The organism is Streptomyces yerevanensis (genome assembly GCF_000716805.1).
GTDB classification, from domain to species: domain Bacteria; phylum Actinomycetota; class Actinomycetes; order Streptomycetales; family Streptomycetaceae; genus Streptomyces; species Streptomyces flaveus.
In genome coordinates this window covers 124,542-149,017 of sequence record NZ_JNWJ01000009.1, presented here as the reverse complement: position 1 = coordinate 149,017, position 24,476 = coordinate 124,542, and the positions used below count along the sequence as shown (strand labels likewise).

The window sequence follows — 24,476 nt, the reverse complement described above, 5'->3', positions numbered from 1 at the left end:
CCCGTCCCCCGTGTGGGGTCCGCCGAGGCCCTGCCCTCACCTCACTTGGTGTTGATCACCTTGTCGATCGCGGCGTCCGCTTCCTTCGCGGCCGCCTCGACCGACTTCTTGCCGGTGCCGATGTCCTGCAGCATGGTCTGCAGGATCTGGGCCTTCTCGACCTGGCCCCAGCCCGGTGCCATCGGGACGAACCAGTTGGACTCGGCCGCGGTGGCCGGGACCACCGTCGCCGGGTCGCTCTTCAGCGTGGCGAGGTCGGTCTTGTTGTTGGGCAGGTTGCCCTTCTCGATCAGGCCCTTCTGACCGGAGGAGCCCGCGAACGCGTTGATCCACTCGGCGGCGACGGCCTGCGCGTCGGACTTCACCGGGACGGCGAGGTCGGAGCCGCCGAGGAAGACCGGGATGTTCTTGCCGGACGGGCCGGGCAGGACGAAGTTCTCCAGGTTGCCCTTGAGCTTGCCGGTCTTGTCGTTCTCCGGGACCTCGGAGGTCGCGCCCTCCCAGGCGGCGCCGAAGATCATGCCGGACTTGCCCTGCCCGTACACGATGTAACGGTCGGACTCGTCCTTGGTCTTGTCGCCGTGCATGTACTTGTCGATGACCGACTTGAACTCCTCGAGGCCCTTGATGGACTCGGGCGAGGAGAGGTTGGCCTTCCACTCGCCGCCGGACTCGACCGCGATGGAGCCGCCGGCGTCGTACACGAAGGACATGGCCGCGTACCAGTCGCGGGTCGGCTGGTACCAGGCGCTGAACTTGTCGCCCTGCTTCTTCTGGATCTTGTCGAGGGCGGCGGTGAGCTCCTCGTAGGTCTTCGGCGTGGACTTCACTCCGGCCGACTTCGCCACATCCTTGCGCCAGTTGGCGACGCGGCCACCGGCGTAGTACGGCACGCCGTACGTCTTGCCCTCGTACGTCACCGAGTCCTTGAGGCCGTCGAGCCAGGCGTCCGAGTTGTCGAACTTGGCCGGGTCGACGGGGGCGAAGGCGCCCTTGACCATGTAGCCGAGCATCTCGGTGTTGCCCATCTCGACCACGTCGGGGACCTTGTCGGTGGCGAGGACAGCGTCGAGCTTGGCGTTCTTGTCGGGCCAGCCGTAGTACTCGTGCTTGATCTTGATGCCGGGGTGCTTCTTCTTCACTGTCGCGTCGGCGGCCTTCACCAGCTCGGGCCAGTTGTTCTGCGCGTCCACCGTGAGCCAGACGGTCAGCTCCTTGGCGTCCGCCCCCGCGCTGCCCCCGGCCTTGTCGTCGCTGTCCCCGCATGCCGCGATGGAGACCATCATGCCCGCGATACCGATCGCGGCTATCAGCTTGCGCTTCACGCCACCCTCCTCAGGGATGCCACAAACCCCCCTGCCCACCGCCGTGACAAACGACGAGTACGACGTGTACTGCCCGTGGGGCCGGGACCTGGACCAATGGTGTAGACCAGTGGCCAGAGCTTGGCCTAGACCTAGAGGGGTGTCAAGGGTGCCGAGCCCCCTCCGACCAGCCGTTATGCGACCTACATATGCAGGGACCTTTAAGTAAGAAGCTGGCGAAAACAGCAACGCAACCCGCGCGCTTGAAGTAGACCACTCAGACGGCCCCCTTCTACAGGGTGGACTAGACCAGGAAGGGACGCGAAGGTATACAGAGGAGATCACGGAGCGTGCGAGGGCCGCCTCGGACGGAAAGCCGTGCCACGATGTGAGCCGTGACCGGCGGGTGTCGGTCGCTTCGGCGCACGGAGCCGGGAAGGCGGAGCATGAGCACCGACGTCAGCAGTGCGGAGAACGAGAACGGGGCGACCGTCCGTACCGCACGCGTGCCCAAGTACTACCGCCTGAAGAAGCATCTCCTCGACATGACGGAGACGCTGCAACCGGGCACGCCGGTACCGCCGGAGCGCACGCTGGCCGCCGAGTTCGACACCTCGCGCACCACCGTCCGCCAAGCACTCCAGGAACTCGTCGTCGAGGGGCGGCTCGAGCGCATCCAGGGCAAGGGCACCTTCGTCGCCAAGCCGAAGGTCTCGCAGGCGCTCCAACTCACCTCGTACACCGAGGACATGAGGGCCCAGGGCCTCGAACCCACCTCGCAACTCCTGGACATCGGCTACGTCACCGCCGACGACACCCTCGCCGAGCTCCTCGACATCTCGGCGGGCGGCCGTGTGCTGCGCATCGAGCGGCTGCGCATGGCCAACGGCGAGCCGATGGCGATCGAGACGACGCATCTGTCCGCGAAGCGCTTCCCGGCGCTGCGCAGGTCGCTCGTCAAGTACACGTCGCTGTACACGGCGTTGGCCGAGGTGTACGACGTCCGTCTCGCCGAGGCCGAGGAGACCATCGAGACCTCCCTGGCCAATCCGCGCGAGGCCGGCCTGCTCGGCACGGACGTGGGCCTGCCCATGCTGATGCTGTCGCGGCACTCGCTGGACAAGGACGGCCAGCCGGTGGAGTGGGTGCGGTCGGTGTACCGGGGAGACCGGTACAAGTTTGTCGCCCGCCTGAAGCGCCCCGCAGAGTAGAAGCCGGGGGTAACGCGGTGTTCGGCTGGGGGTCCGGGGGCCCGCGGCGGAGCCGCCAATGTCACAGCCCCCGGGACAATGCAGCGTGGCGCGGCTGAAGCGCCCTCAGGAGTAGGACCCTCAAAGTCCCTGCGGGGCACGCCAGTTCGTACGACGCAAAACTACTGGTGCACGCGGTGTGGCACTGTTCCCTCACCTGCTTTACGGTCCTCCCCGTCATCGCATGGACGGGAGGACGACCCGGTGCGCACTGCGAACACTCGATCCATCGTCATCTGGACGCTCGTCGCGCTGGTGGGCGCGGCGGGCTGGGCCGTACTGGCGCTCTCGCGCGGCGAGGAGGTGTCGGCCGCCTGGATGGTGGCGGCGGCTCTCGGCTCGTACGCCATCGCCTATCGCTTCTACTCGAAGTTCATCGCGAACAAGGTCCTCAAGGTCGACAAGACCCGGGCCACGCCTGCCGAGCGGCTCAACAACGGCATCGACTTCCATCCGACCGACCGGCGCGTGCTGCTCGGCCATCACTTCGCGGCGATCGCCGGCGCGGGCCCGCTGGTGGGGCCCGTACTGGCCGCGCAGATGGGCTACTTGCCCGGCACCATCTGGATCATCGTCGGCGTGATCTTCGCGGGCGCCGTACAGGACATGGTGGTGCTGTTCTTCTCGACGCGCCGCGACGGCAGGTCGCTCGGGCAGATGGCGCGCGAGGAGATCGGCCCGTTCGGCGGCGCCGCAGCCCTGCTCGCCGCCTTCGCCATCATGATCATCCTGCTCGGTGTGCTGGCGCTGGTCATCGTCAACGCCCTCGCCGAGTCGCCCTGGGGCACCTTCTCCATCGCGATGACGATCCCGATCGCCCTGCTGATGGGCTTCTATCTGCGGGTCCTCAGGCCGGGACGGGTCAGTGAGGTCTCGCTGATCGGCATCGCGCTGCTGCTGCTCGCGCTGGTGGCCGGGCGGTGGGTCGCGGAGTCGTCGTGGGCCGACACCTTCACGCTGGCGCCCTCGACGCTGGTGATCTGGCTGGTGGCGTACGGCTTCATCGCCTCGATCCTGCCCGTGTGGATGCTGCTGGCGCCGCGCGACTACCTCTCCACGTTCATGAAGATCGGCACCATCTTCCTGCTCGCGCTCGGCGTCGTGATCGCCCTGCCGACGCTGAAGATGGACGCGGTCACGGACTTCGCCTCACGCGGTGACGGTCCGGTCTTCGCGGGCTCGCTCTTCCCGTTCGTCTTCATCACCATCGCCTGCGGGGCGCTGTCCGGCTTCCACTCCCTCATCTCCTCGGGTACGACGCCGAAGATGATCCAGAAGGAGACGCAGGTACGGATGATCGGGTACGGCTCCATGCTCATGGAGTCCTCGGTCGCGGTCATGGCGCTGATCGCGGCGTCGATCATCGACCCGGGTCTGTACTTCGCGATGAACGCGCCGGCCGGTGTCATCGGGGACTCGGTGCAGAACGCCTCGCAGGTGGTGGGGAGTTGGGGCTACCAAATATCCCCCGAGGATCTGGCGGCGGCGGCGCGGAACGTCGAGGAGGCGTCGCTGCTGTCGCGGACCGGCGGCGCGCCCACGCTCGCGATCGGCGTCTCGGAGATCTTCTCCCAGGTGACGGGGGGCGGCCTGCGCGCGTTCTGGTACCACTTCGCGATCATGTTCGAGGCGCTGTTCATCCTGACCGCGCTCGACGCCGGCACGCGTGTGGGCCGCTTCATGCTCCAGGACACCCTGGGCAACGTCTACAAGCCCTTCAAGAACGTGAGCTGGAAGCCCGGGCTCGTCATCACCAGCGGCATCGTCTGCGGTCTGTGGGGCTACTTCCTGTGGGTGGGCGTCCATGAACCGCTCGGCGGCATCAACCAGCTGTTCCCGATCTTCGGCATCTCCAACCAGTTGCTCGCGGCGGTCGCACTGGCCGTCTGTACGACGCTGCTGGTGAAGTCCGGGCGCCTCAAGTGGGCCTGGGTCACCGGGGTTCCGCTCGCCTGGGACGCCACGGTGACGCTGACGGCGAGCTGGCAGAAGGTGTTCTCCAGCGATCCGCGCGTCGGCTTCTTCAAGCAGCGCTCGGTCTACCAGGACGCCATCGACCGGGGCGAGGTGCTCGCGCCGGCCAAGAACATGGACGACATGCGTACCGTCGTCACCAACTCCACGGTGGACGGCGTTCTTTCGGCGGTTCTCGCGCTGCTCATCGTGATCGTGATCGTGGACGCGACCAGGGTATGCATCAGGCATGTACGCCGTCCCGCGCTGTCCACGCTCAGCGAGGCGCCGTACGTGGAGTCGAAGATCGTCGCCCCGGCCGGGCTGATCCCGACCCGGGAGGAGAAGGAGGAGGAACGCGATGCTGTCGGGGCTGCTTCGGGTTCTTAGGTCCGTGCGGTGGTACGTACGGGAGTTGACCGACGAGTCCGCGTACGACCGTTACGTCACCCATATCCGTACGGCACATCCGGACGCACTTGTACCGTCCCGCCGCGAGTTCGAGCGGGAGCGCACGGAGCGTCAGGAGTCGGATCCACGGCAGGGGTTCCGTTGCTGCTGATCACACGCGGTCGCCACGGAATGCGCACATTTATTTCCGTATTCCGGACGGGGGTTCCATGAGGCGGAACTGTCCCTTAGATTTCCTGCGCGTTGCAAGGTGATCAGTGAGGGGACGGAGTCGCCATATGTCAGAAACGTCCGATGCGCCAAGAGCGTCTGAAGTGAAACCACCGGTGGTGACGCCGGTCCGTGTGGTGATCGCCCTCTGCCTGTTCGCGCCGTTCGTGGCGATGCTCTGGGTGGGCTCGTACGCGAAGGTCGACCCGGCCTTCATCGGCATCCCGTTCTTCTACTGGTACCAGATGCTGTGGGTGCTCATCTCCACGGCGCTCACGATGATCGCGTACCAGCTGTGGCAGCGTGACCAGCGCGCCCGCAAGGCCGACCGGTCCGAGGCCTCCCAGAACGGGGGTGCGTCGGCATGAACGACGGCGTGAACGGCGTCGCACTCGCCGTCTTCATCTTCTTCTTCCTGGCCGTCACGGTCATGGGCTTCCTGGCCTCGCGCTGGCGCAGGGCCGAGAACGAGAACAGCCTCGACGAATGGGGCCTGGGCGGGCGGTCGTTCGGCACCTGGGTCACCTGGTTCCTGCTCGGCGGCGACCTCTACACGGCGTACACCTTCGTGGCGGTCCCGGCGGCGATCTACGCGGCGGGCGCGGCCGGCTTCTTCGCCGTGCCCTACACGATCCTCATCTACCCCCTGATCTTCACCTTCCTGCCGCGGCTGTGGTCGGTGTCGCACAAGCACGGGTACGTGACGACCTCGGACTTCGTACGCGGGCGGTTCGGCTCGAAGAGCCTGTCGCTGGCGGTGGCCGTCACCGGCATCCTCGCCACGATGCCGTACATCGCACTCCAACTGGTCGGCATCCAGGCGGTCCTTGACGTGATGGGCGTCGGCGGCGGCGAGAACACGAACTGGTTCATCAAGGACCTGCCGCTGCTCATCGCCTTCGGCGTGCTGGCGGCGTACACGTACTCGTCGGGGCTTCGCGCCCCCGCGCTGATCGCGTTCGTGAAGGACACCCTGATCTACATCGTGATCGCGGTGGCCATCATCTACATCCCGATCAAGCTGGGCGGCTTCGACGACATCTTCGCCGCGGCCAGCGACGCGTACAGCCAGACCAACGAGGCGACAGGGGCGCCGCGCGGTGCGCTGGTCCCGGCCGAGGCGGGCCAGTGGACGTACGCCACGCTGGCGTTGGGCTCCGCGCTCGCGCTGTTCATGTACCCGCACTCGATCACGGCGACGCTGTCCTCGCGCAGCCGTGAGGTGATCCGCCGCAACACCACGATCCTGCCGCTGTACTCCCTGATGCTGGGCCTGCTCGCGCTGCTCGGCTTCATGGCGATCGCGGCCGGAATCAAGGTGGAGAACGGGCAGCTGGCGATCCCTCAGCTCTTCGAGACGATGTTCCCCGCCTGGTTCGCGGGTGTGGCGTTCGCGGCGATCGGCATCGGCGCGCTCGTACCGGCGGCGATCATGTCCATCGCGGCGGCGAACCTCTTCACCCGCAACATCTACAAGGACTTCATCAAGCCCGATGCGACTCCGGCCCAGGAGACCAAGGTTTCGAAACTGGTCTCGCTCCTTGTGAAGGTGGGCGCGCTGGCCTTCGTCCTGACCATGGACAAGACGGTCGCGATCAACTTCCAGCTCCTGGGCGGCATCTGGATCCTCCAGACCTTCCCGGCCCTGGTCGGCGGCCTGTTCACCCGCTGGTTCCACCGCTGGGCACTGCTCGCGGGCTGGGCGGTCGGCATGCTGTACGGGACGGTGGCCGCGTACGGGGTCGCCTCCCCGACCCAGAAGCACTTCGGCGGCTCCAACGCGGAGATTCCGGGGCTCGGCGAGATGGGCTACATCGGCCTGACGGCGTTCGTGCTGAACGTGGTGGTGACGGTGGTGCTGACCTTCGTACTGAAGGCGGCGAAGGCGCCGGACGGCATCGACGAGACGTCTCCGGGGGACTACACGGCGGACGCGGGGGATGCGGGGGTGCAGGTGGAGCTGCCTCCGGCTACGGCTGGGGCCGGGCACTAAGCGCCGGGGCCGCCAGGGGAGTCCGCCGCCCCCTGGCGGCCCAGCCGGTCACGGCTACGCTGGCCGCTGTGACCCTTCGCTCACCGATCGTCCTCGACAGTGACCCCGGCATCGACGACGCCCTGGCCCTGCAGTACCTGCTCGGTACGGGGCTGTGGGACCTGAAGGCCTACACCTCCGTGGGAGGCAACCTCCCCGCCGAGCAGACCTACCTCAACGCCCGGGCCCTGGCCCGAGCAATGCGCATCGACGCCGACATACCGGTCCACCGGGGCGCGGGCCGCCCCCTGACCCGCCTCCCGTACACGTCCGCGTCCGCCTTCCACGGCAAGGCGGGCCTCGGCAACGAGACGCTGCCCGACTCCACGGCCGCCCACCTGCCGGAGTCCTCGGCGCAGGCCCTCATCCGGCTCTCCCGGGAGTACGAGGGCGAACTCACCGTGTGCGCCACGGGCCCGCTCACCAACGTGGCGATCGCACTCCTGGAGGACCCGGCCTTCGCCCACCGCGTCAAGAAGTTCGTGTTCATGGGCGGCGCCGCGCAGGTGCCCGGGAACATCACTCCGGTCGCCGAGTTCAACATCTGGGCCGACCCGGACGCCGCCGAGGTGGTCGTCTCCTCCGGCATCCCGTTCACGATGGTCGACCTGGACGCCTCGCACCGCTGCCTGCTCGGGCCCGCCGACCTGGCCGTCCTGGAGGCGGCGGGCCCGGGCACGGCGCTCGCCGTCCGGCTGCTGCGGGTGTACATGGACGCGTACCTCCGCCACGGCGGGGGCGACGCCTGCCCGTTGCACGATCCGCTCGCGGTGGGGGTGTGCGCGGACGAATCGTTCATCACCGCCGCGGAGGGCGCCGTCATCGTCGAGTCCGCGAGCGAACTGACCCGCGGCAAGACCGTGTTCATTCCCTCGGCCGCACAGCGTGTCTACTACGCCGACTCCCCCGTGCTCACCGCCCGCACGGCCGTCGCGGGGCGCGTGGCCCTGGGGCCGGGCACCCGCGACTTCACGAAGGACTTCGCGGCGACGCTGCCTCAGTGGCCAGGGGTGGGCTGAGCCACACAGGGCCGCGGCGAAATCCACAGGCCGTTGTCGTACCTCTCCGGCACACTGCAAGCCATGGACATCACGATCAGGCAGGCGATGCCCGACGAGTACGAGACCCTCGGCGAGATCACCGCGCAGGCCTATCTCGGGGACGGCCTGCTCGACTTCGGCGAGAGTGATTGGTACCTGGGGGAGCTGCGGGACGTTGCGAAGCGGGCCGCCGCAGCCGATGTGCTGATCGCCGTCGAGCACGACCGCGTGCTGGGCGGCGTGACCTTCGTACCGTCCGGCGGACCGATGGCCGACATCTCGGGCCCCGATGAGGCCGAGATACGGATGCTCGCCGTCGCCCCGGAGGCTCGTGGCCGGGGTGTCGGAGAGGCGCTCGTACACGCCTGCGTCGATCGGGCACGGGCCACTCCCGGTTGTGTACGCATCGTGCTCTCCACCCAGCGGGCCATGCACTCCGCGCATCGCATCTACGAACGGCTCGGCTTCACCCGCACTCCGGAACGCGACTGGAACCCGATCCCGCACCTCGACGACATCAGCCTGCTGGCCTACGAGTTGGAGCTGTAGCGGCCGTCACCAAACACGCGGCTCTTCAACCTCCGCCCGCGCGTCAGCGACCTCCGCCCGATAGGCAGGGTTGTTGCGCCACTCGTCCAGCTCGGCGGCGGCACGCCGGTACTGCTCCCGGACGTACGCCTCGTGCACAGCCACTCCGATGGCCTCTGCCAAAGTGACGCGCCAGGCGGCGGCCAGCTCTTCCAGCTCGCGATACGTCTCTTCGTCCAGGCGCAAGCTGATGGTCTCCGGCGTCATGGAGGCACCGTAACGCAACGCCTTCGCCTGTCGCGTCCCATCGAGGTTCCGCGATGCAACACAACATGTGGGGTGCACTTCCGTAGCCCAGCACAAGATGTATGCTCATGCTCGCTGTCGCCGCAGGGGAATCCGGTGCGAATCCGGAACTGTCCCGCAACGGTGTACTTGTGCATGTCTGTCCCCGGGACTGGCCGTGCGCGAGCGTCAGTCCGAGGACCTGCCGACAGCGCGCCCAGGCCAATCCGGTCCGGGCGACCATGACCGTCCGGGCCTCGCGGAGTGGGCCGGTGGACGCGGCGTCCCGCTGTCGCAGAGCGCGTACGCCCGTGTGCCCCGAACCCCCTCTCCCCGCAGGCCCCTTGCCGAGCGAGGGAGAGCCCCACGTGACCATCGCGCCAGCCGAACCGGTTTCAGCAGCCCTGGAGACCGACAGTCCCGGAACCGCGCTGTTGCGGACCCTGACCGAGCTGACCGCCGACCTCCCCGACACCGACCCCGGCCGGGTCGCCGCCGCCGCGTTGCGCGGCCGGTCCGCCCGCGCGGACGAGACGGAGTTGCGCGAGCTGGCCACCGAGGCGGCGGCCGGCCTCATCTCCGAGGACCCCGCCTACTCGCGGCTGGCCGCCCGCCTGTTGACCATCGGCATCCGCGCCGAGGCCGCCTCGCAGGGCGTCACGTCCTTCACCGAGTCCGTCGCCGTGGGGCACCAGGAAGGGCTCATCGCCGAGCGGACCGCCGAGTTCGTACGCATCCACGCCGAGCGGCTCGACTCGCTCATCGACCCCCAGGCCGACGACCGTTTCGGCTACTTCGGGCTGCGTACGCTCCACAGCCGGTACCTCCTGCGGCACCCGATCACCCGCGAGGTCATCGAGACGCCCCAGCACTTCATGTTGCGCGTCGCCTCCGGACTGGCCGAGGACGACAGCATCCGGTCCGTCGACGAAGTCGCCGCGCTCTACCACCTGATGAGTCGGCTCGACTACCTGCCCTCCTCCCCCACCCTCTTCAACTCCGGTACGCGGCACCCCCAGATGTCGTCCTGCTACCTCCTCGACTCCCCCAAGGACGAGCTGGACTCCATCTACGAGCGCTATCACCAGGTCGCCCGGCTCTCGAAGCACGCGGGCGGCATCGGCATCGCGTACTCCCGGATCCGTTCCCGCGGTGCGCTGATCCGCGGCACGAACGGGCACTCCAACGGCATCGTCCCGTTCCTGAAGACCCTCGACGCCTCGGTCGCCGCCGTGAACCAGGGCGGCCGGCGCAAGGGTGCCGCAGCCGTCTACCTGGAGACCTGGCACTCCGACATCGAGGAGTTCCTGGAGCTGCGCGACAACACCGGTGAGGACGCCCGCCGTACGCACAACCTCAACCTCGCGCACTGGATCCCGGACGAGTTCATGCGCCGGGTCGACGAGGACGGCCTGTGGTCCCTGTTCTCCCCCTCCGACGTACCCGAACTGGTCGACCTGTGGGGCGAGGAGTTCGACGCCGCCTACCGCAAGGCGGAGGCGGACGGCCTCGCGAGGAAGACCCTCCCGGCCCGCGATCTGTACGGCCGCATGATGCGCACCCTCGCGCAGACCGGCAACGGCTGGATGACCTTCAAGGACACCGCCAACCGCACCGCCAACCAGACCGCCCTGCCCGGCCACACAGTCCACTCCTCCAACCTCTGCACGGAGATCCTGGAGGTGACGGACGACGGGGAGACGGCGGTCTGCAATCTGGGGTCCGTGAATCTGGGTTCCTTTGTCGATATGACGACCGATGATCTCGACTGGGAACGGCTCGACGCCACCGTCCGTACCGCCGTCACCTTCCTCGACCGCGTCGTCGACATCAACTTCTACCCGACCGAGCAGGCGGGCCGGTCGAATGCGCGCTGGCGCCCGGTGGGCCTGGGCGCGATGGGCCTCCAGGACGTCTTCTTCAAGCTGCGGCTTCCCTTCGACTCGGCCGAGGCCAAGGCCCTCTCCACCCGCATCGCCGAGCGCATCATGCTCGCCGCGTACGAGGCCTCCGCCGACCTCGCCGAGCGCAGCGGCCCGCTTCCGGCCTGGGAGAAGACCCGTACGGCCCGGGGTGTGCTGCACCCCGACCACTACGACGTCGAGCTCACCTGGCCCGAGCGCTGGGCGGCCCTGCGCGAGCGCATCGCCACCACCGGCATGCGCAACTCCCTCCTCCTCGCCATCGCGCCCACCGCCACGATCGCCTCCATCGCCGGCGTCTACGAGTGCATCGAGCCGCAGGTCTCCAACCTCTTCAAGCGCGAGACCCTGTCCGGCGAGTTCCTCCAGGTCAACTCGTATCTGGTGAACGAGCTGAAGGAGCTGGGCGTCTGGGACGCCCGCACCCGCGAGGCGCTGCGCGAGGCGAACGGTTCGGTGCAGGACTTCGCCTGGATCCCCGAGGACGTACGACGGCTCTACCGCACGGCGTGGGAGATCCCGCAGCGCGGGCTCATCGACATGGCCGCGGCCCGCACCCCGTTCCTGGACCAGTCCCAGTCCGTGAACCTCTTCCTGGAGACGCCGACCATCGGCAAGCTCTCCTCGATGTACGCGTACGCCTGGAAGTCGGGCCTGAAGACGACGTACTACCTGCGCTCGCGTCCGGCGACCCGCATCGCCCGCGCGGCCGGTTCCTCCTCGGCCGCCGCCCCCGTCCCCGTACAGCAGGCCGCCGACCCCGACGCGGTCGCCTGCTCCCTGGAAAACCCCGAGTCCTGCGAGGCCTGCCAGTAATCATGAGTGACAAGAACCTGCTCGACCCGGGCTTCGAGCTGACCCTCCGCCCCATGCGCTACCCCGACTTCTACGAGCGCTACCGGGACGCGATCAAGAACACCTGGACCGTGGAGGAGGTGGACCTCCACTCGGATGTGACAGATCTCGCGAAACTGTCACCCGGCGAGCAGCACCTCATCGGCCGTCTGGTCGCATTCTTCGCGACCGGCGACTCGATCGTCGCGAACAACCTGGTGCTGACGCTGTACAAGCACATCAACTCCCCCGAGGCGAGGCTCTACTTGAGCCGTCAGCTCTTCGAGGAGGCCGTGCACGTCCAGTTCTACTTGACGCTGCTCGACACCTATCTCCCCGACCCGGAGGACCGCGCCGCCGCGTTCGACGCGGTCGAGAACATCCCGTCCATCCGCGCGAAGGCGGAGTTCTGCTTCAGGTGGATGGACTCGGTGGAGAAGATCGACCGGCTGGAGAGTAAAGCCGAGCGCCGCCGATTCCTCCTCAACCTGATCTGTTTCGCGGCGTGCATCGAGGGTCTGTTCTTCTACGGTGCCTTCGCGTACGTCTACTGGTTCCGCAGCCGCGGCCTGCTGCACGGCCTGGCGACCGGCACCAACTGGGTGTTCCGGGACGAGACGATGCACATGAACTTCGCCTTCGACGTGGTCGACACCGTCCGCAAGGAGGAGCCGGATCTCTTCGACGAGGAGCTGGACCGGCAGATCACCGACATGCTCCGGGAGGCCGTCGAGGCCGAGCTGCAGTTCGCGCGCGACCTGTGCGGTGACGGTCTCCCGGGCATGAACACCGACTCGATGCGCCAGTACCTGGAGTGCGTCGCCGACCAGCGACTCGTACGCCTCGGCCTGGCACCCGTCTACGGGGCCGAGAACCCCTTCTCCTTCATGGAGTTGCAGGGCGTTCAGGAGCTGACCAACTTCTTCGAGCGGCGGCCATCGGCGTACCAGGTGGCGGTGGAGGGTTCGGTGGGCTTCGACGAGGACTTCTGATCCTCCGGGTGTCCCTGCTCGGCCTCCCTGAGCTGACGGTCGATGCGCCGGTCGCGCACGATGCCGATCACTGCGGGGAGGACGAGCAGGACGAGGATTCCGAGGACGGTGAGCATTCCGATCAGGGCTTCCATGCGTGTCGTTTCCATGGACACCACTGTCGCGCCGATTGCTCCTTACCGTCAGTGGCAGGACTGCCGCACACCCTCGAATTCCTGCCATCTCTCGGGCATACTGGCGGCATGCTGCTGTGCCATCCCGGGGGACACCCCCCGGACCCCCGGCCGAAGTCCCTGTTGACCTGCGCATCCATGCGAGGTGGGTCATGCTGAGCAACGTGGCCGCCGTCCTGCTCGACGGTGTGCATCCCTTTGAACTCGGCGTCCTCTGCGAGGTGTTCGGCCTCGACCGCAGCGACGAGGGCCTGCCCGGGTACGACTTCGCGGTCGCCTCCGCGGAGGGCCCGTCGCTCAGCACCCATGTCGCCGGGTTCACGGTCTCCACGCCGTACGGCCTCGACCGGCTCGAAGAGGCCGACCTGATCGCCGTACCGGCCGGGAGCGACTACATCGGGCGCGAATACCCGCCCGAGCTGCTCGAAGCCCTGCGCCGGGCCACAGGCCGCGGCGCCCGCGTGCTCAGCGTCTGCTCCGGTGTCTTCGTGCTGGGCGCGGCCGGGCTCCTCGACGGACGGCGCTGCGCGGTGCACTGGCGGCAGGCGGACGAGCTCGCTCTCCGCCATCCGCGGGCGATCGTCGAACCCGATGTGCTGTACGTCGACGAGGACCCGGTGATCACCTCGGCCGGCACCGCCTCCGGTATCGACGCCTGTCTGCACATCGTCCGCAAGGAACAGGGCACGGAGGTGGCCAACAAGATCGCCCGCCGGATGATCGTGCCGCCGCACCGGGACGGCGGCCAGGCCCAGTTCGTCGAGCGCCCGCTGCCCCTCTCCTCGTGCGACACGGTCGGCGAGGTCCTGGTGTGGATGGAGCGCCACCTCGACGAGGAGATGACCGTCGAGCAGCTCGCCTCCCGTGCGCACATGTCCCCGCGTACCTTCGCGCGCCGTTTCCAGCAGGAGACCGGCACCACGCCGTACCGCTGGATCCTGCGCCAACGGGTGCTGCTGGCCCAGCAGTTGCTGGAGGCGACGGACGAGACGATGGACGCGATCGCGGGCCGCACGGGGTTCGGTACGGCGGCGGCACTGCGGCATCAGTTCGTACGGGCGCTGGGGACCACCCCCAACGCCTACCGGCGCACGTTCAGGGGCCCGCGGGCCGAGCCCGAGGTCGCCTGAACGTGCGCCGCCCGCTGATCGGTGCGCGGTTCAGCGCGGTACGGCCTTCAGCAACAGCCGGGTGGGCTGGAGCGTGAGGCCGATATGGGTCGAGCGGTCTGCCTCGGGCAGGAACTCGAAGCGAAACTTCGGGATCACCGTCGCCAGGATGATGGCGAGTTCGGCCATGGAGAAGTGGTCGCCGGGGCACTTGCGGTTGCCCACGCTGAACGGAACGTTCGCGTACTTCGGGACGTCCTTGGCGCGTTCCGGTAGCCAGCGGTCGGGGTCGAACTCCAGATGCCGCTCGTACGACCTCGGATCGCGCTGGACGGCCATCGGGCTGTAGACGACATCCGCACCGGCCGGAATGCGGTACCCGCCGAGTTCGGTTTCGGCGAATGCCCGCCGGGTCAGTATCCACACCGCCGGGCGCAGCCGGAGCGCCTCGGTGATGACATTGTTGGTGTGCGTGAGCTTCCTGACGTCGCCGATCGTGATCGTCCGGTCACCCACGACGGATTCGACTTCTTCGCGCAGTCGCTCCGCGTGTTCCGGGTGCTCGGTGAGCAGGTCCAGGAGCCACATCAACTGGACCCCGGTCGTTTCGGTGCTTGCCGTGAGGAGCGAAATGACCTGGTCGTGCAACTCCTGGTCGCTGATCGGCTCGCCATTCTCGTCCTTCGCCTCGAGCAGGGCCGACAGCAAATCGTGGCCCTCCATGGGGACGCGGCGGCGCTCGGCGATGAGTTCGTCGGCCAGTCGGTGCATTTCGGCCAGCGCGCGGTCGAATTCGCGGTGGGACGGGAGCGGCAGCCGGTAGAACGGCCCGAACGACAGGCACATCCGCCGGAACATTCGCGTGATCACGATGTTCAGCGCGGCGTTCAGCCGGTTGGCGAGTTCGTCGATGTTCTCGGTCCTGAGCAGGCAGCGGGCCATGATGCGGATGGAGGTACGGAAGGCCTCCGCCGTGACGTCGACGGGGTCTCCGGACCCCCAGCGCTCGGCGAGGGCGCGGGCCTCCTCGACCATCACCGACTCGTACCGCTGGATCGCGTCCATGCGCAGTGGTGGCTGGATCGTCCGCCGCTGGCGCCGGTGCCGGGCGCCGTTACTGGTCACGACTCCTTTGCCGAGGAGGACTTCCATGGTGTCCCACAGCGGTCCGCCGATCCCGAAGTCGGGGCTCAGGCCCAGAGCTCCGGTGTGTTCCGGACTGTTGACGGCGTACACCGTCTTCGGTCCCAGCCTGATCCGGACGATGTCGCCGTGGTCGCGCAGCCGGGTGAAGAAACCCACCGGGTCGCGCGCCATCTTCCAGCTGTGGCCGAGAACGGGCAGTGCGCCCCCGGCGAATTCGGGTTCCAGCGGCTTCGAGGCGGCCTCGGTCGCCTCGGGTTGTGCGGACTCGACGGTCATTTCTCACCTGCCGCTTCATTGTTGACGTAGGGGGGTGTGGAGCGGTCGTCCCAGCTGTCGACCCGGTACCGGCCGGACTCGTGGTGGAACCAGTAAACGGAACTGAACCAGTTCCGCATGTTGAACAGACACGCCCGTACGGCAGCCGCTAATGCGGCGCCGCGCGGGGATCCGTTGTCGAGCCGGTCGGCGTACCGCAATACCTCATTTTCCACGAGGAGGAATTCGGTGATGGTGCCCTGGACTCGATGCCGTACTTCCGTGATGGCCTCGTTCAGCGTCAGCCCCTCGTGGTGAATGAGGCTGATTCCGAGATTGTGGACCTCATCTCCCGCGATTTCCTTGGGGAGTGAGCACAGATCGTTGTACCAGGCGGCGAAATCCTGGCACAGAAGGGCCGCCCGCCGGTATGCAGGGTTCTTCAGTACGGCGGTGGGGAGTTCGTATTCCGCGCTCGGCTCCAGCAGATCGAGCCAGATCCAGTGCGCGAACGTCAGCCGCCGCAGTACGAGATAGTCTTCGACGGTGGGCACGATTCCCGACGTACGGTTGTGGAACTCCCGGTCGTACGCCTCGATGACCGCGTGGAAATGCCGCGCGAAGCGGGCGTTCCACCGCTTGCTCAGGTACGAGTACAGCCGCACCATGCTGTCCGCGAACCCCGCGACCAGGGGGTCCCTGTGGTGCAGATAGTCCCTGGGTGAGTCGAGGGCCGCGTGCAGCTGATGTTTAAGACGTCGCCAGGCCACCGGCCTTTTGTGGATCACGTCACGGTCGTGCCGGTCGTCCCAGACGAAGAACCACGCGCTGTAGTCCGCGATCGCCTGGAGGACGTCGTCCGGGGCACCGATGTAGTAGCCGGCCATCAGGTCCGTGTAGCACAGCTCATCGGCGTAAGCCGCCACCTTGTCGGGCGGCATCAGGCGCTTTTCCAGTAGCCAGGCTCGGGTGTTCTCCTGAAGCCTGGGCCAATACGGGTGGAGTTTTCGGGGAAACTCGGTCTCGATCACCGGGAGGGTGAGCGCCGGTGGAACCGTGATCCGGGTGTGCGTTGTTGCGGTGCTCTGTGAGAAAGCAGGCACGAACAAACCCCTCTCAGCCGCCTGTTGACATATGCCCCTCTCGCTCTGCTGGGCATGTGTCGTTTGCCTATCCCCGCCCTTCCATGAAGCACCACAACCGACTGTTAGGGAACAGATCTGCTCCCCGCACTACCCCATAGTGCCGAGAACGCCCTCTTGCGTGACTTGTTTTAGTTCTATGAAGAACAAAAGGGATCGAACGCCCGACGGACACACGAACGACGCCTGGTCGGGAGGGATTCCCGACCAGGCGTCGTTCACGGGGAGATACGTGGGCCCCAACTGTCGTTTTCTGTCCCGGCCGTTCGGCAGCCGTTCAGTCGCCGTTCACAAGGCGGTCGACACGGGATCGTCAGCGGGCGCGCAGGGTCAGTCGTTGGCCACGACCGGGTAGCGCGGTTCGTTCTCGGCCATCTGCCGCAGCGCATCCTTGCGTTCACGCTTGGAGAGCCGGTCGATGTAGAGGTAGCCGTACAGGTGGTCCGTCTCGTGCTGGAGGCAGCGCGCGAAGTAGCCCGTGCCGCGCACCTTGATCGGGTTGCCCTTCTCGTCCTGCCCGGTGACCTCGGCGTAGTCGGGGCGGGCGAGCGGCGCGTACGCGGTCGGCACGGACAGGCAGCCTTCGCTGCCGTCGTCGAGGCGGCGCTGGTCGGCGGGCAGGTCCACCAGCTTCGGGTTGCAGACCACGCCGACGTGGCGCTTGCCCTCGTCGTCCCCGCAGTCGTAGACGAAGACCTTCAGGTCGACGCCGATCTGGTTGGCGGCCAGGCCCACGCCCTCGGCGGTGCGCTGGCTGGCGAACATGTCGTCGACCAGCTTGGCCAGTTCTTCGCCGAAGTCGGTGACGTCCTTGCACTCCTTGTGCAGCACGGGGTTCCCGACGACCGTGATGGGCCGCGAGGTGCCGCGCTCGCGATACGCCGCCTCGCGCTCCTCGCAGTCCTCCGTGTCGATGACGAAGCCTTCGTCGTCCACGGGGAGCACGCCCGCGTGCTGCTGATCGGTGTCCTGCTGCGCCATGACCGACGTTTGCCTTCCTGGGATCCTCAAGAAAAAGTTCGGGTACAGCCTACGGCGACGGCTGAGCGGCTTTCCGCGCCCCGCGAGGCCGCGCAGCCGTCCAGCCCCCGTAAGGCGCGCAGCCGTCTAACAGACCTCTTCCAGATCCCGCCAGTCACGGGTGTCCGGGCTGTCCGCGACCCACCCGTCGAGCAGGCCCCTCACCAGCGAGGCCGGCGCAGCCAACCCGCACTCCCGCTCGGGCATCCACAGCGACCCGTCGGTGCGATGGCCGAGCGGCCCGGGATGCCCGGGCTCGCTGTGGTCGTGCGGGTCGAGATGCTCGCCGTCGCCCTCGTCGGACGGCATGCGGGACTCCGAGCACATACGGCACAGCAGTCGCACCGAGGACGACCAGTCCTCGGCGGCGAAGCCGGCGTCGGCCGCGAGCCGCTCCAGGGCGTCCCGGTCGTCCTCGGTCTCCGCTTCCAGGAGTACGACCCAGGTGGGGACCGGTGAGGGCGCCCACAGCTCGATCTCGTCGAACACGGGATACGCGTGCCCGGCGGCGGTGGTCCGCTCGCCGTGCGGTACGCCGTCGTGCAGGACGACCTCGCCCCAGCGCCGCCCGGAGGACGGCAGCGGAATGGACAGCACCTCGATCCGGGCCGGGTCCAGCCGGCGCCCCCATACGACCTCGGCCTCGCCCTCGGGCGACAGCCGTACGGCCGCGCTGCCCAGCTCCATCCCGACGGGCTCTCCGGAGGCGGTGGCGCCGCCGGGCACCTTCAGCCCGTACGCCTGCCAGGCCCGGCGGGCGAGGGGCCAGTCCTGCAGGCCGGTGGCCGCGATGCCCACGTTCCACCAGTCGGGCGCCCCAGTCTCCCGGTCGAGCAGCGCCACGGCCCTGAGACCTGCGGCTCGCGCCTGCTCCCAGTCGTGCCGGAACTTGTGCAGCAGGGCGAGGTTGAACCAGGACTCGGACAGCCAGGGCTCCAGGTCCGCCGCGCGCGTGAGCAGCGCGCCCGCGTCCTCGTACCGGCCGTCGCCGATCAGCGTGAACGCGCGGTCGGTGGCCTGCCGCCATGAGGCGGAGGGCCGGTGCCGTCCCTTGCCGAAGATCCTCACGATTCCCGCCTGCCAGTTCGTCGAAGAGCGTGCAGCCTCGGGCTGGACTGTGCCCCCTGTTGTCCTCTTCCTCGCATCCAACCACGTACGGCCGGACGGGCGCTCATTACCCAGGGGTTACCCAGCCTGGACCGGGGTCAGACCGCCTGACCTCCTCTCTCCCCTCCCTCCCCCGGGTCCATGCCGGTCCGGCGGTTGACGAGGCCGCCGAGGGACGGTTCAGTGCGCCATGTCGGAGGCGAGCGCCTTGGTCAGCTGTTCCACCGTGGCCGGTGACTCGCGCTGGAACGCGGCGAGATCGAGGCCGTCGTCGCCCTTGACGGTGAGCAGGGCACGGTCGCCGACGGCGACGACGATGACGTGCCCCGAACCGCAGCGGGCCACCACCTCGCGAAGCGCGCCCACCCCGGCGGTTTCGGCCATGCGACGTCCCACACCGAGGGTCGCGGCGGCGAGGGCGGCGACAGACTCGGGGTGAACGGTGTCGGTGTCCGCGACGACGAGGAGGCCGTCCACGGTGGACAGGACGCTCTCGGAGACTCCCATCACCCGTTCACGCAGCGAGGTCAGAATGCCGGTCAGGGAATCGGGCGGTGGGATTTCGGTCATGGATCGCGCTCCTAGGGTTCTGGCATATGCGGCGCTGATATGTTCAATACGGGCTCGACGGAGTCAGCCGGAGGAGTCAGCCGTTGCATTTAGTCGGTGCATGCAGTCGTCGCAATCAGCCGTTGCGGTCAGTCGGAATCCGGAAGATCGCGCAGCGCCCGGCGTACGCGCCGCAGCGTTTCGATCGAGGGCGCCTCGGCGGCCAGTTCCTCGGCCGACAGCATCGACAAGAGAGCGGGCGGGAGTGCGGGCGCGGCCGGGGGCGGGTTCGCGCTACAGGGTTCCGGGGGCGCACCACGTCGGGGCAACGGCCGGCGTGCGGGCAACGGTGTCCGCACGGGTAAGGAAGCGGGTTCGACATCCGGCGGAGGGCGGGCGTCCGTCGTGGCGCTTTCCCGCTTGTCCTCGTGCTCCTGCTCGTGTTCTTGCTCGTCCTCGTGTTCTTGCTCTTGCTCGTGTTCTTGCTCGTGTTCTTGCTCTTGCTCTTGCGAGGGCGCGGCGTCTTCGCGTTCCCGGGACTGTGCCGCTCGGTCGTCGTCGGTGCTCACCACCCTCCCTTCTTCTGCTGTCCGACGTCCTGTGCGGGGGACACACCGCCGGGTCTGCGCTTCGGCAGCGGCGCGGCATCGGGTGCTGCCGGTACGGGGGTGGGTGCCGGTGCGGCGGTGGTCGCGTCGGCCTGCGGCACACGAGGCGCGGTGCTCGGCCGGCCGTCGGCGGTGGTCCTGGTCTCCCACTGGACGAGGTGGAGGGCCTCCATGCGGATCAGGTCCAGCATGACCGCGTACAGTCCGCGGCCCAGCGCGAAGGCGATGTCACGTGGCGTACGACGTCCGTTGACGCTGTCCAGGACGTCCCGGTGCCGACGCGCGAGCCATCCGTCGGAGCCACGGGGCCCCGCCCCGGCGACCGGAGCGGGCCGGACACGTGTCAGCTCGCCCGGCGGCCCCCACAGACGCGACAGCAGCGTCATGCGCCGGGAGGTCTCCTCGGTCAGCTGCCGCGGCTCGACTCCCGGCTCCGCGACGAGCGCGGGCTCCCGGTCGCTCAGCTCCCAACTGCCCGGAGGGCTCAGCGCCATGGCGAACGCAGCGTCGAACACGGCCGCGGTGCAGACGACTTCGAGTTCGGCGGCGCCGATCAGGCCCTCGGCCACCAGGTGTCCGCCCAGCCGGTCCGCGTCGGGCTCCGCGGCACACGCGGCCAGCCAGTCCTCGTCACCGATCCGCCCCGAGGTGAGGAGTGCCGATGTGGCGGTCGGAGCCCCCGGCGTCTCGATCGCGCCCACCAGCCCGTTCCGCAGGTGAATCGCTCCGCCCGGCAAGCCGGAGACGCGCACCGTTCCGCTGAAGCCCTCTGCGCGGAGCCCCTGCAGCAGCGCGGGCACATTGCGTGCCGTGGGCGCCATCACGCCAGTACCTCCGAGGCCCGGTCGCCCAGACTGCGCAGGGCCAGTGCCATATTGACCCGGTCCCGGTCGAGGCCGGCCGCCAGGATCAGCGGATCGCCCCCCGGTCGTGCCACGGAAAACAGCACATGATGGCGTTTCGTGGTGGTGGTGACCACGCTCTCCAACTCCCCGTCGGCACCTGCCGCGCCCAGCCGTTCGGCGATGAGGGCGGCGAACTCGGAGACCTCCGGCCCGTCCCCCGCCTCGGCGATGTCTCCCGCGGCGGCGTAGGTCAGTCCGGTGACCGCGTCGACGAGAGCGACGCCGGTGACTCCCGGGGAATCGAGGAGCCGGTCCAGGGAAGCCTGGAGCGCCGTGGTCATTTCCCCCATTCCCCCTCCACCTCCCTGGGTCGCACAGTACTTTGAGCGTCAACTTTCATAACTCACAACAAAGTTGACCGCTTGCGACCCACAAGCACTTGCATCTGATCGTAGATGGCCGGACATCGACCGGTCAGCAGCACCGAGGAATTGGGGCAAGACCATGAACATCGATACCGCGCTCAAGGAAGCCATGGCGGTGGAGGGCGCGATCGGCATCGCCCTCGTCGACTACGAAAGCGGCATGTCGCTCGGCACGCTCGGTGGCGGCCAGGGCCTCGACCTGGAACTCGCGGCGGCGGGCAACACCGAAGTCGTACGCGCCAAGATGCGCACCCTGGCCTCACTGGCCATGGACGACGTGATCGAGGACATCCTGATCACGCTGGGCAGGCAGTACCACCTGATCCGGCCGCTCACCAGCAGCAAGGGGACGCTCTTCCTCTACCTGGCACTCGACCGGTCCCGCAGCAACCTGGCGCTGGCCCGGCATGCCCTGAAGCGGATCGAGAGCGGCCTGGAGGTCTGAACGGGCCCTCGTCGACCGAACCCGCTGACGTACATACGCGTAGACCGTAATCCCACCAGGATTACGGTCTACGCGTATGTACGTCACGCCTGTACGGCACGTCCGGAGATCAGGACTCCTGCGGCGTCGCCTGGGGAGAGGCCGTCACGTCGTGCTCGGGCACGGTCTCGCCGGAGCGGATCATGTCGATACGGCCCAGGACCTTCGACCGCAGATCGGTCGGCACCTCGTCATGGCCGCAGCACCGCTTGACCAGCTTCTTCACGGCCTCTTCCAGCCCGTACTTCTCCAGGCACGGCGAGCACTCCCGGAAGTGCTGCTTGTACTTGTCGCGATCGGAGGGCGGAATCTCACTGTCGAGGAACTCGTAGAGATGATCGAGTACCTCACTGCAGTCCGTCTCGTGCGGCTCTCCGCAGCTCATGACCCCGAGCCTTTCGTTCCGTCCGACTCTCCGGCGCCAGCCGGGACCAGGCCACGGTCACGGGCGTAGTCCTCGAGCATGCCGCGCAGTTGGCGGCGGCCCCGGTGCAGCCGGGACATCACCGTACCGATGGGTGTCCCCATGATGTCCGCGATCTCCTTGTACGCAAAGCCCTCGACGTCCGCCAGATAGACGGCGATGCGGAACTCCTCGGGGATCGCCTGGAGCGCTTCCTTGACGTCCGAGTCGGGCAGGTGGTCGAGCGCCTGCGACTCGGCGGAGCGCAGTCCGGTGGACATGTGCGACTCGGCGCGCGCCAGCTGCCAGTCCTCGATCTCCTCGGCCGCACTGCGCTGGGGTTCGCGCTGCTTCTTACGGTACGAGTTGATGAAGGTGTTCGTGAGAATCCGGTACAGCCAGGCCTTGAGGTTGGTGCCCTCGCGGAACTGGTGGAAGGACGCATAAGCCTTCGCGTACGTCTCCTGCACCAGGTCCTCGGCGTCGGCCGGATTACGCGTCATCCGCAGCGCGGCCGAGTACATCTGGTCGAGGAATTCCATGGCGTCCCGCTCGAAGCGCGCGTTGCGCTCGGCGGTCGACTCCGTACCGCTGCCCTGGCCCTCGGGCTGCTCCGCCTGGCCGTGTTCGGCCCCTGCGTCGGTCCCAGTGACCGGACCCACCTCCTCAAACGATGTCGTGGAACCGAAACCGGCCCCACCCGAATCGGAGGATAGACGACCTGCGGTCGGGGCGGAGAGCCGATTGGGTCCACCCGCTGCCCGTACGGGGGCGGTCTTCGCCGCATGCAGGACGGACCAGTCCAGGTCAGTTGCACTGCTGCGGTTCGGGCAAAGAGTCGAACCCATGCGGCGGACTTCCTCTCGTACGAACGGTAAGTACTCGGTGTGAGTACTTCTGCCGCTCTCAACAGAAGCCGCTACGGCAACATTCCCGCCCCGTTACAGGGGCTTATACGAGTGACGCAAGCCACTTCACGACCCCCTCGGTGAGGATGCCCAGCGCCTGCTCCTGCCCGATCTCGGCCCGCTTGGGCACGGCGAAACCGTGATCTCCGTACGGCACCTCCACAAGGTCGTACGGACCTTCCGGGAATTCCTCCGGCTTCCCGAACGGATCGTTGCCGCCCTGGACCACGAGGGTGGGCACACCGGCCCCGAGCAGCTCGTCGGAGCGCGACTTCTCCGGCTTGCCCGGCGGGTGGAGGGGGAAGCTGAGCGCGAGGACGGCGGCGGCGCCCAGTTCCTTCGCCGTACGACAGGCCACACGGGCGCCCGCGCTACGACCGCCCGCCACGACCGGCAGACCGGGCCCGGCGAGCGTCGGCCAGATCCCGCGCCAGCCCACGTCGAGCGTCTTCGGCGCGGGCGCCAGCTTCTTTCCCGCCACCCGCCAGGGCTGCTCGACGAGGGCCACGGTCACGCCGTGCGCGGGGAGCCCGGCGGCGAGGGCGCGCAGATCCCGCGCCTCGATGCCGCCGCCGGCTCCGTGGCTCACGGCGAGCACCAGCCGCGCCCGCTGCGCCCGGTGCCAGGTGAGGCGGGCCGTACCCGCGTCGGTCTCGACCGTCTCGCTGTGCGTAGTCACGTCAGACACGTCAGAAGAGTGTGCCCTCTTCGGGCGCCTCCAGCTCCTCCAGCAGCTCGGGCCCGTTGTTGCGTACGTTGCTGACCGCCGTGGAGACGGGGTAGGCGCGCATCAGACCCGGCGGGGGCGGCTCGAGCAGGGGCCGCAGGTCCTCGACGTCCGTTCGGGACGGGTCGAGCCAGGAGTCCCAGCGGTCGGGGGTGAGCATCAGGGGCATACGGGGATGGATGTCGGCCAGCGTGTACGGGCCCTCGGCCGGGGCTACCGCGAGGGGCGACTTCTCCGCCTCGGTCGTGATGACGGAACAGGTCACCCACCAGGACTGCGGATGGTCGTCGGGCAGCGTCTTGTCCCGCCAGAACTCGTACAGCCCGGCCATCGCGAAGACGGAACCGTCGGCGGGCAGCACGAAGTACGGCTGCTTGCGCGGCCGTTTCTTCTTGCCCTCGGCCTCCAGGTCGCGCTCGGCCTTGCCGGTCACCCACTCGTAGTAGCCGTCCGCGGGGATGATGCAGCGCCGGGTGGAGAAGGCCCGCCGGTACGAGGGCTTCTCGTGCACGGTCTCCGCCCGGGCGTTGATCATCCGGGCGCCGCCCTCGGGGGTCTTCGACCAGGACGGGATCAGGCCCCACTTGAGCCGACGCAGCTGGCGAACCGGCTTCGGGTCTTCGGCGTCCTTAAGAGGACGGTCCAGTACCGCGTAGACGTCCTTGGTGGGAGCCACGTTGTAGTCGGGTTCGAACTGTTCCTCCGGCTCCCACTGCTCGACTTCAAAGATTCCTGCGAGATCCTCAGGCCTACGACTCGACGCATAACGTCCGCACATACGCCCCACACTGCCAGACTTGGCGGATCCAAGAGG

Annotated in this window: 26 protein-coding genes and 1 riboswitch; of the genes, 11 read left to right on the top strand and 15 right to left on the bottom strand. The window is 68.0% G+C overall.

Features of this window, described 5'->3' with window-relative positions:
• Positions 1 to 41 precede the first annotated feature (41 nt).
• Entirely contained in the window at positions 42 to 1,325 is a 1,284-nt protein-coding gene (locus tag OP79_RS11755; RefSeq protein ID WP_033320049.1) for an extracellular solute-binding protein, read from the bottom strand.
• A 425-nt stretch (positions 1,326 to 1,750) separates the two neighbouring features.
• Between OP79_RS11755 and OP79_RS11750 the strand changes: the two genes are divergently transcribed.
• The 7 genes from OP79_RS11750 (at position 1,751) to OP79_RS11725 (ending at position 8,749) form a co-directional block, all read left to right on the top strand.
• Positions 1,751 to 2,515 (top strand): GntR family transcriptional regulator, encoded by a 765-nt coding sequence (locus OP79_RS11750; protein ID WP_033320048.1) that lies wholly within the window; start codon positions 1,751 to 1,753, stop codon positions 2,513 to 2,515.
• Between the two features lie 243 nt (positions 2,516 to 2,758).
• The gene (locus OP79_RS11745; RefSeq protein WP_033320047.1) at positions 2,759 to 4,897 is read left to right on the top strand and encodes a carbon starvation CstA family protein; all 2,139 of its coding nucleotides are present in this window, start codon (positions 2,759 to 2,761) and stop codon (positions 4,895 to 4,897) included.
• Complete coding sequence (locus tag OP79_RS51540; protein ID WP_078491739.1) at positions 4,869 to 5,069, top strand: CstA-like transporter-associated (seleno)protein; 201 nt, start codon at positions 4,869 to 4,871, stop codon at positions 5,067 to 5,069. The genes OP79_RS11745 and OP79_RS51540 overlap by 29 nt, the downstream gene beginning before the upstream one ends.
• A 127-nt stretch (positions 5,070 to 5,196) precedes the next feature.
• Positions 5,197 to 5,496 carry a DUF3311 domain-containing protein gene (locus OP79_RS11740; RefSeq protein ID WP_078491738.1) on the top strand — a complete coding sequence of 100 codons (300 nt, stop codon included), beginning with the start codon at positions 5,197 to 5,199 and terminating at the stop codon, positions 5,494 to 5,496.
• Complete coding sequence (mctP, locus tag OP79_RS11735; RefSeq protein ID WP_033320045.1) at positions 5,493 to 7,121, top strand: monocarboxylate uptake permease MctP; 1,629 nt, start codon at positions 5,493 to 5,495, stop codon at positions 7,119 to 7,121. Before OP79_RS11740 ends, mctP begins: the two co-directional genes overlap by 4 nt.
• 68 nt (positions 7,122 to 7,189) lie before the next feature.
• A complete protein-coding gene (locus tag OP79_RS11730) occupies positions 7,190 to 8,179 on the top strand; it encodes a nucleoside hydrolase (RefSeq protein WP_033320044.1) in 990 nt (329 codons plus the stop codon).
• Positions 8,180 to 8,242: 63 nt separating this feature from the next.
• Positions 8,243 to 8,749, top strand: coding sequence for a GNAT family N-acetyltransferase (locus OP79_RS11725; RefSeq protein ID WP_033320135.1), 507 nt, complete (start codon positions 8,243 to 8,245; stop codon positions 8,747 to 8,749).
• A 6-nt stretch (positions 8,750 to 8,755) separates the two neighbouring features.
• On the opposite strand, the gene OP79_RS11720 is transcribed toward OP79_RS11725, so the two are convergent.
• A complete protein-coding gene (locus OP79_RS11720) occupies positions 8,756 to 8,995 on the bottom strand; it encodes a ribbon-helix-helix protein, CopG family (protein WP_033320043.1) in 240 nt (79 codons plus the stop codon).
• A 101-nt stretch (positions 8,996 to 9,096) separates the two neighbouring features.
• Positions 9,097 to 9,237, top strand: a riboswitch (cobalamin riboswitch).
• A gap of 144 nt (positions 9,238 to 9,381) precedes the next feature.
• On the opposite strand from OP79_RS11720, the gene OP79_RS11715 reads away from it, so the two are divergent.
• Entirely contained in the window at positions 9,382 to 11,751 is a 2,370-nt protein-coding gene (locus OP79_RS11715; RefSeq protein WP_033320042.1) for a ribonucleoside-diphosphate reductase subunit alpha, read from the top strand.
• 2 nt (positions 11,752 to 11,753) lie between these two features.
• Positions 11,754 to 12,761, top strand: coding sequence for a ribonucleotide-diphosphate reductase subunit beta (locus OP79_RS11710; protein ID WP_033320041.1), 1,008 nt, complete (start codon positions 11,754 to 11,756; stop codon positions 12,759 to 12,761).
• On the opposite strand, the gene OP79_RS11705 is transcribed toward OP79_RS11710, so the two are convergent.
• Positions 12,674 to 12,910, bottom strand: coding sequence for a hypothetical protein (locus OP79_RS11705; protein WP_211270772.1), 237 nt, complete (start codon positions 12,908 to 12,910; stop codon positions 12,674 to 12,676). The genes OP79_RS11710 and OP79_RS11705 overlap by 88 nt on opposite strands.
• Positions 12,911 to 13,086: 176 nt before the next feature.
• Here OP79_RS11705 and OP79_RS11700 point away from each other — a divergent pair, with 176 nt between their 5' ends.
• Positions 13,087 to 14,064, top strand: a complete 978-nt coding sequence (locus tag OP79_RS11700; protein ID WP_033320039.1) for a GlxA family transcriptional regulator — start codon at positions 13,087 to 13,089, stop codon at positions 14,062 to 14,064.
• 30 nt (positions 14,065 to 14,094) lie between these two features.
• On the opposite strand, the gene OP79_RS11695 is transcribed toward OP79_RS11700, so the two are convergent.
• The 8 genes from OP79_RS11695 to OP79_RS11660 all read right to left on the bottom strand — a co-directional run bounded on the left by OP79_RS11695 (position 14,095) and on the right by OP79_RS11660 (position 21,065).
• A complete protein-coding gene (locus OP79_RS11695) occupies positions 14,095 to 15,465 on the bottom strand; it encodes a bifunctional albaflavenone monooxygenase/terpene synthase (RefSeq protein ID WP_033320038.1) in 1,371 nt (456 codons plus the stop codon).
• A complete protein-coding gene (gene cyc1 / locus OP79_RS11690; protein ID WP_078491748.1) occupies positions 15,462 to 16,547 on the bottom strand; it encodes an epi-isozizaene synthase in 1,086 nt (361 codons plus the stop codon). The genes OP79_RS11695 and cyc1 overlap by 4 nt, the downstream gene beginning before the upstream one ends.
• 369 nt (positions 16,548 to 16,916) lie before the next feature.
• Positions 16,917 to 17,567: a peptide deformylase gene (gene def, locus OP79_RS11685; RefSeq protein WP_033320036.1), complete on the bottom strand. Its 651-nt coding sequence runs from the start codon at positions 17,565 to 17,567 to the stop codon at positions 16,917 to 16,919.
• A 126-nt stretch (positions 17,568 to 17,693) separates the two neighbouring features.
• Entirely contained in the window at positions 17,694 to 18,674 is a 981-nt protein-coding gene (locus OP79_RS11680) for a tetratricopeptide repeat protein (protein WP_033320035.1), read from the bottom strand.
• Between the two features lie 219 nt (positions 18,675 to 18,893).
• Positions 18,894 to 19,283, bottom strand: coding sequence for a roadblock/LC7 domain-containing protein (locus tag OP79_RS11675; RefSeq protein WP_033320034.1), 390 nt, complete (start codon positions 19,281 to 19,283; stop codon positions 18,894 to 18,896).
• Between the two features lie 128 nt (positions 19,284 to 19,411).
• Positions 19,412 to 19,831 (bottom strand): hypothetical protein, encoded by a 420-nt coding sequence (locus OP79_RS56905; RefSeq protein ID WP_245685286.1) that lies wholly within the window; start codon positions 19,829 to 19,831, stop codon positions 19,412 to 19,414.
• A complete protein-coding gene (locus tag OP79_RS11665; protein ID WP_106972360.1) occupies positions 19,828 to 20,694 on the bottom strand; it encodes a DUF4388 domain-containing protein in 867 nt (288 codons plus the stop codon). The genes OP79_RS56905 and OP79_RS11665 overlap by 4 nt, the downstream gene beginning before the upstream one ends.
• The gene (locus OP79_RS11660) at positions 20,691 to 21,065 is read right to left on the bottom strand and encodes a hypothetical protein (RefSeq protein ID WP_245685285.1); all 375 of its coding nucleotides are present in this window, start codon (positions 21,063 to 21,065) and stop codon (positions 20,691 to 20,693) included. The genes OP79_RS11665 and OP79_RS11660 overlap by 4 nt, the downstream gene beginning before the upstream one ends.
• A 154-nt stretch (positions 21,066 to 21,219) precedes the next feature.
• Between OP79_RS11660 and OP79_RS11655 the strand changes: the two genes are divergently transcribed.
• Positions 21,220 to 21,585 (top strand): hypothetical protein, encoded by a 366-nt coding sequence (locus tag OP79_RS11655; RefSeq protein ID WP_033320032.1) that lies wholly within the window; start codon positions 21,220 to 21,222, stop codon positions 21,583 to 21,585.
• Between the two features lie 109 nt (positions 21,586 to 21,694).
• On the opposite strand, the gene rsrA is transcribed toward OP79_RS11655, so the two are convergent.
• The 4 genes from rsrA to OP79_RS11635 form a co-directional block, all read right to left on the bottom strand.
• A complete protein-coding gene (gene rsrA / locus OP79_RS11650; RefSeq protein ID WP_033320031.1) occupies positions 21,695 to 22,009 on the bottom strand; it encodes a mycothiol system anti-sigma-R factor in 315 nt (104 codons plus the stop codon).
• Positions 22,006 to 22,689 (bottom strand): RNA polymerase sigma factor SigR, encoded by a 684-nt coding sequence (sigR, locus tag OP79_RS11645; protein ID WP_033320030.1) that lies wholly within the window; start codon positions 22,687 to 22,689, stop codon positions 22,006 to 22,008. Before sigR ends, rsrA begins: the two co-directional genes overlap by 4 nt.
• A gap of 289 nt (positions 22,690 to 22,978) precedes the next feature.
• On the bottom strand, positions 22,979 to 23,623 hold the full coding sequence (locus OP79_RS11640; RefSeq protein ID WP_033320029.1) for an alpha/beta hydrolase family protein: 645 nt from the start codon (positions 23,621 to 23,623) through the stop codon (positions 22,979 to 22,981).
• Position 23,624: 1 nt separating this feature from the next.
• Positions 23,625 to 24,440, bottom strand: a complete 816-nt coding sequence (locus OP79_RS11635) for an SOS response-associated peptidase (RefSeq protein ID WP_078491735.1) — start codon at positions 24,438 to 24,440, stop codon at positions 23,625 to 23,627.
• Positions 24,441 to 24,476 lie beyond the last annotated feature (36 nt).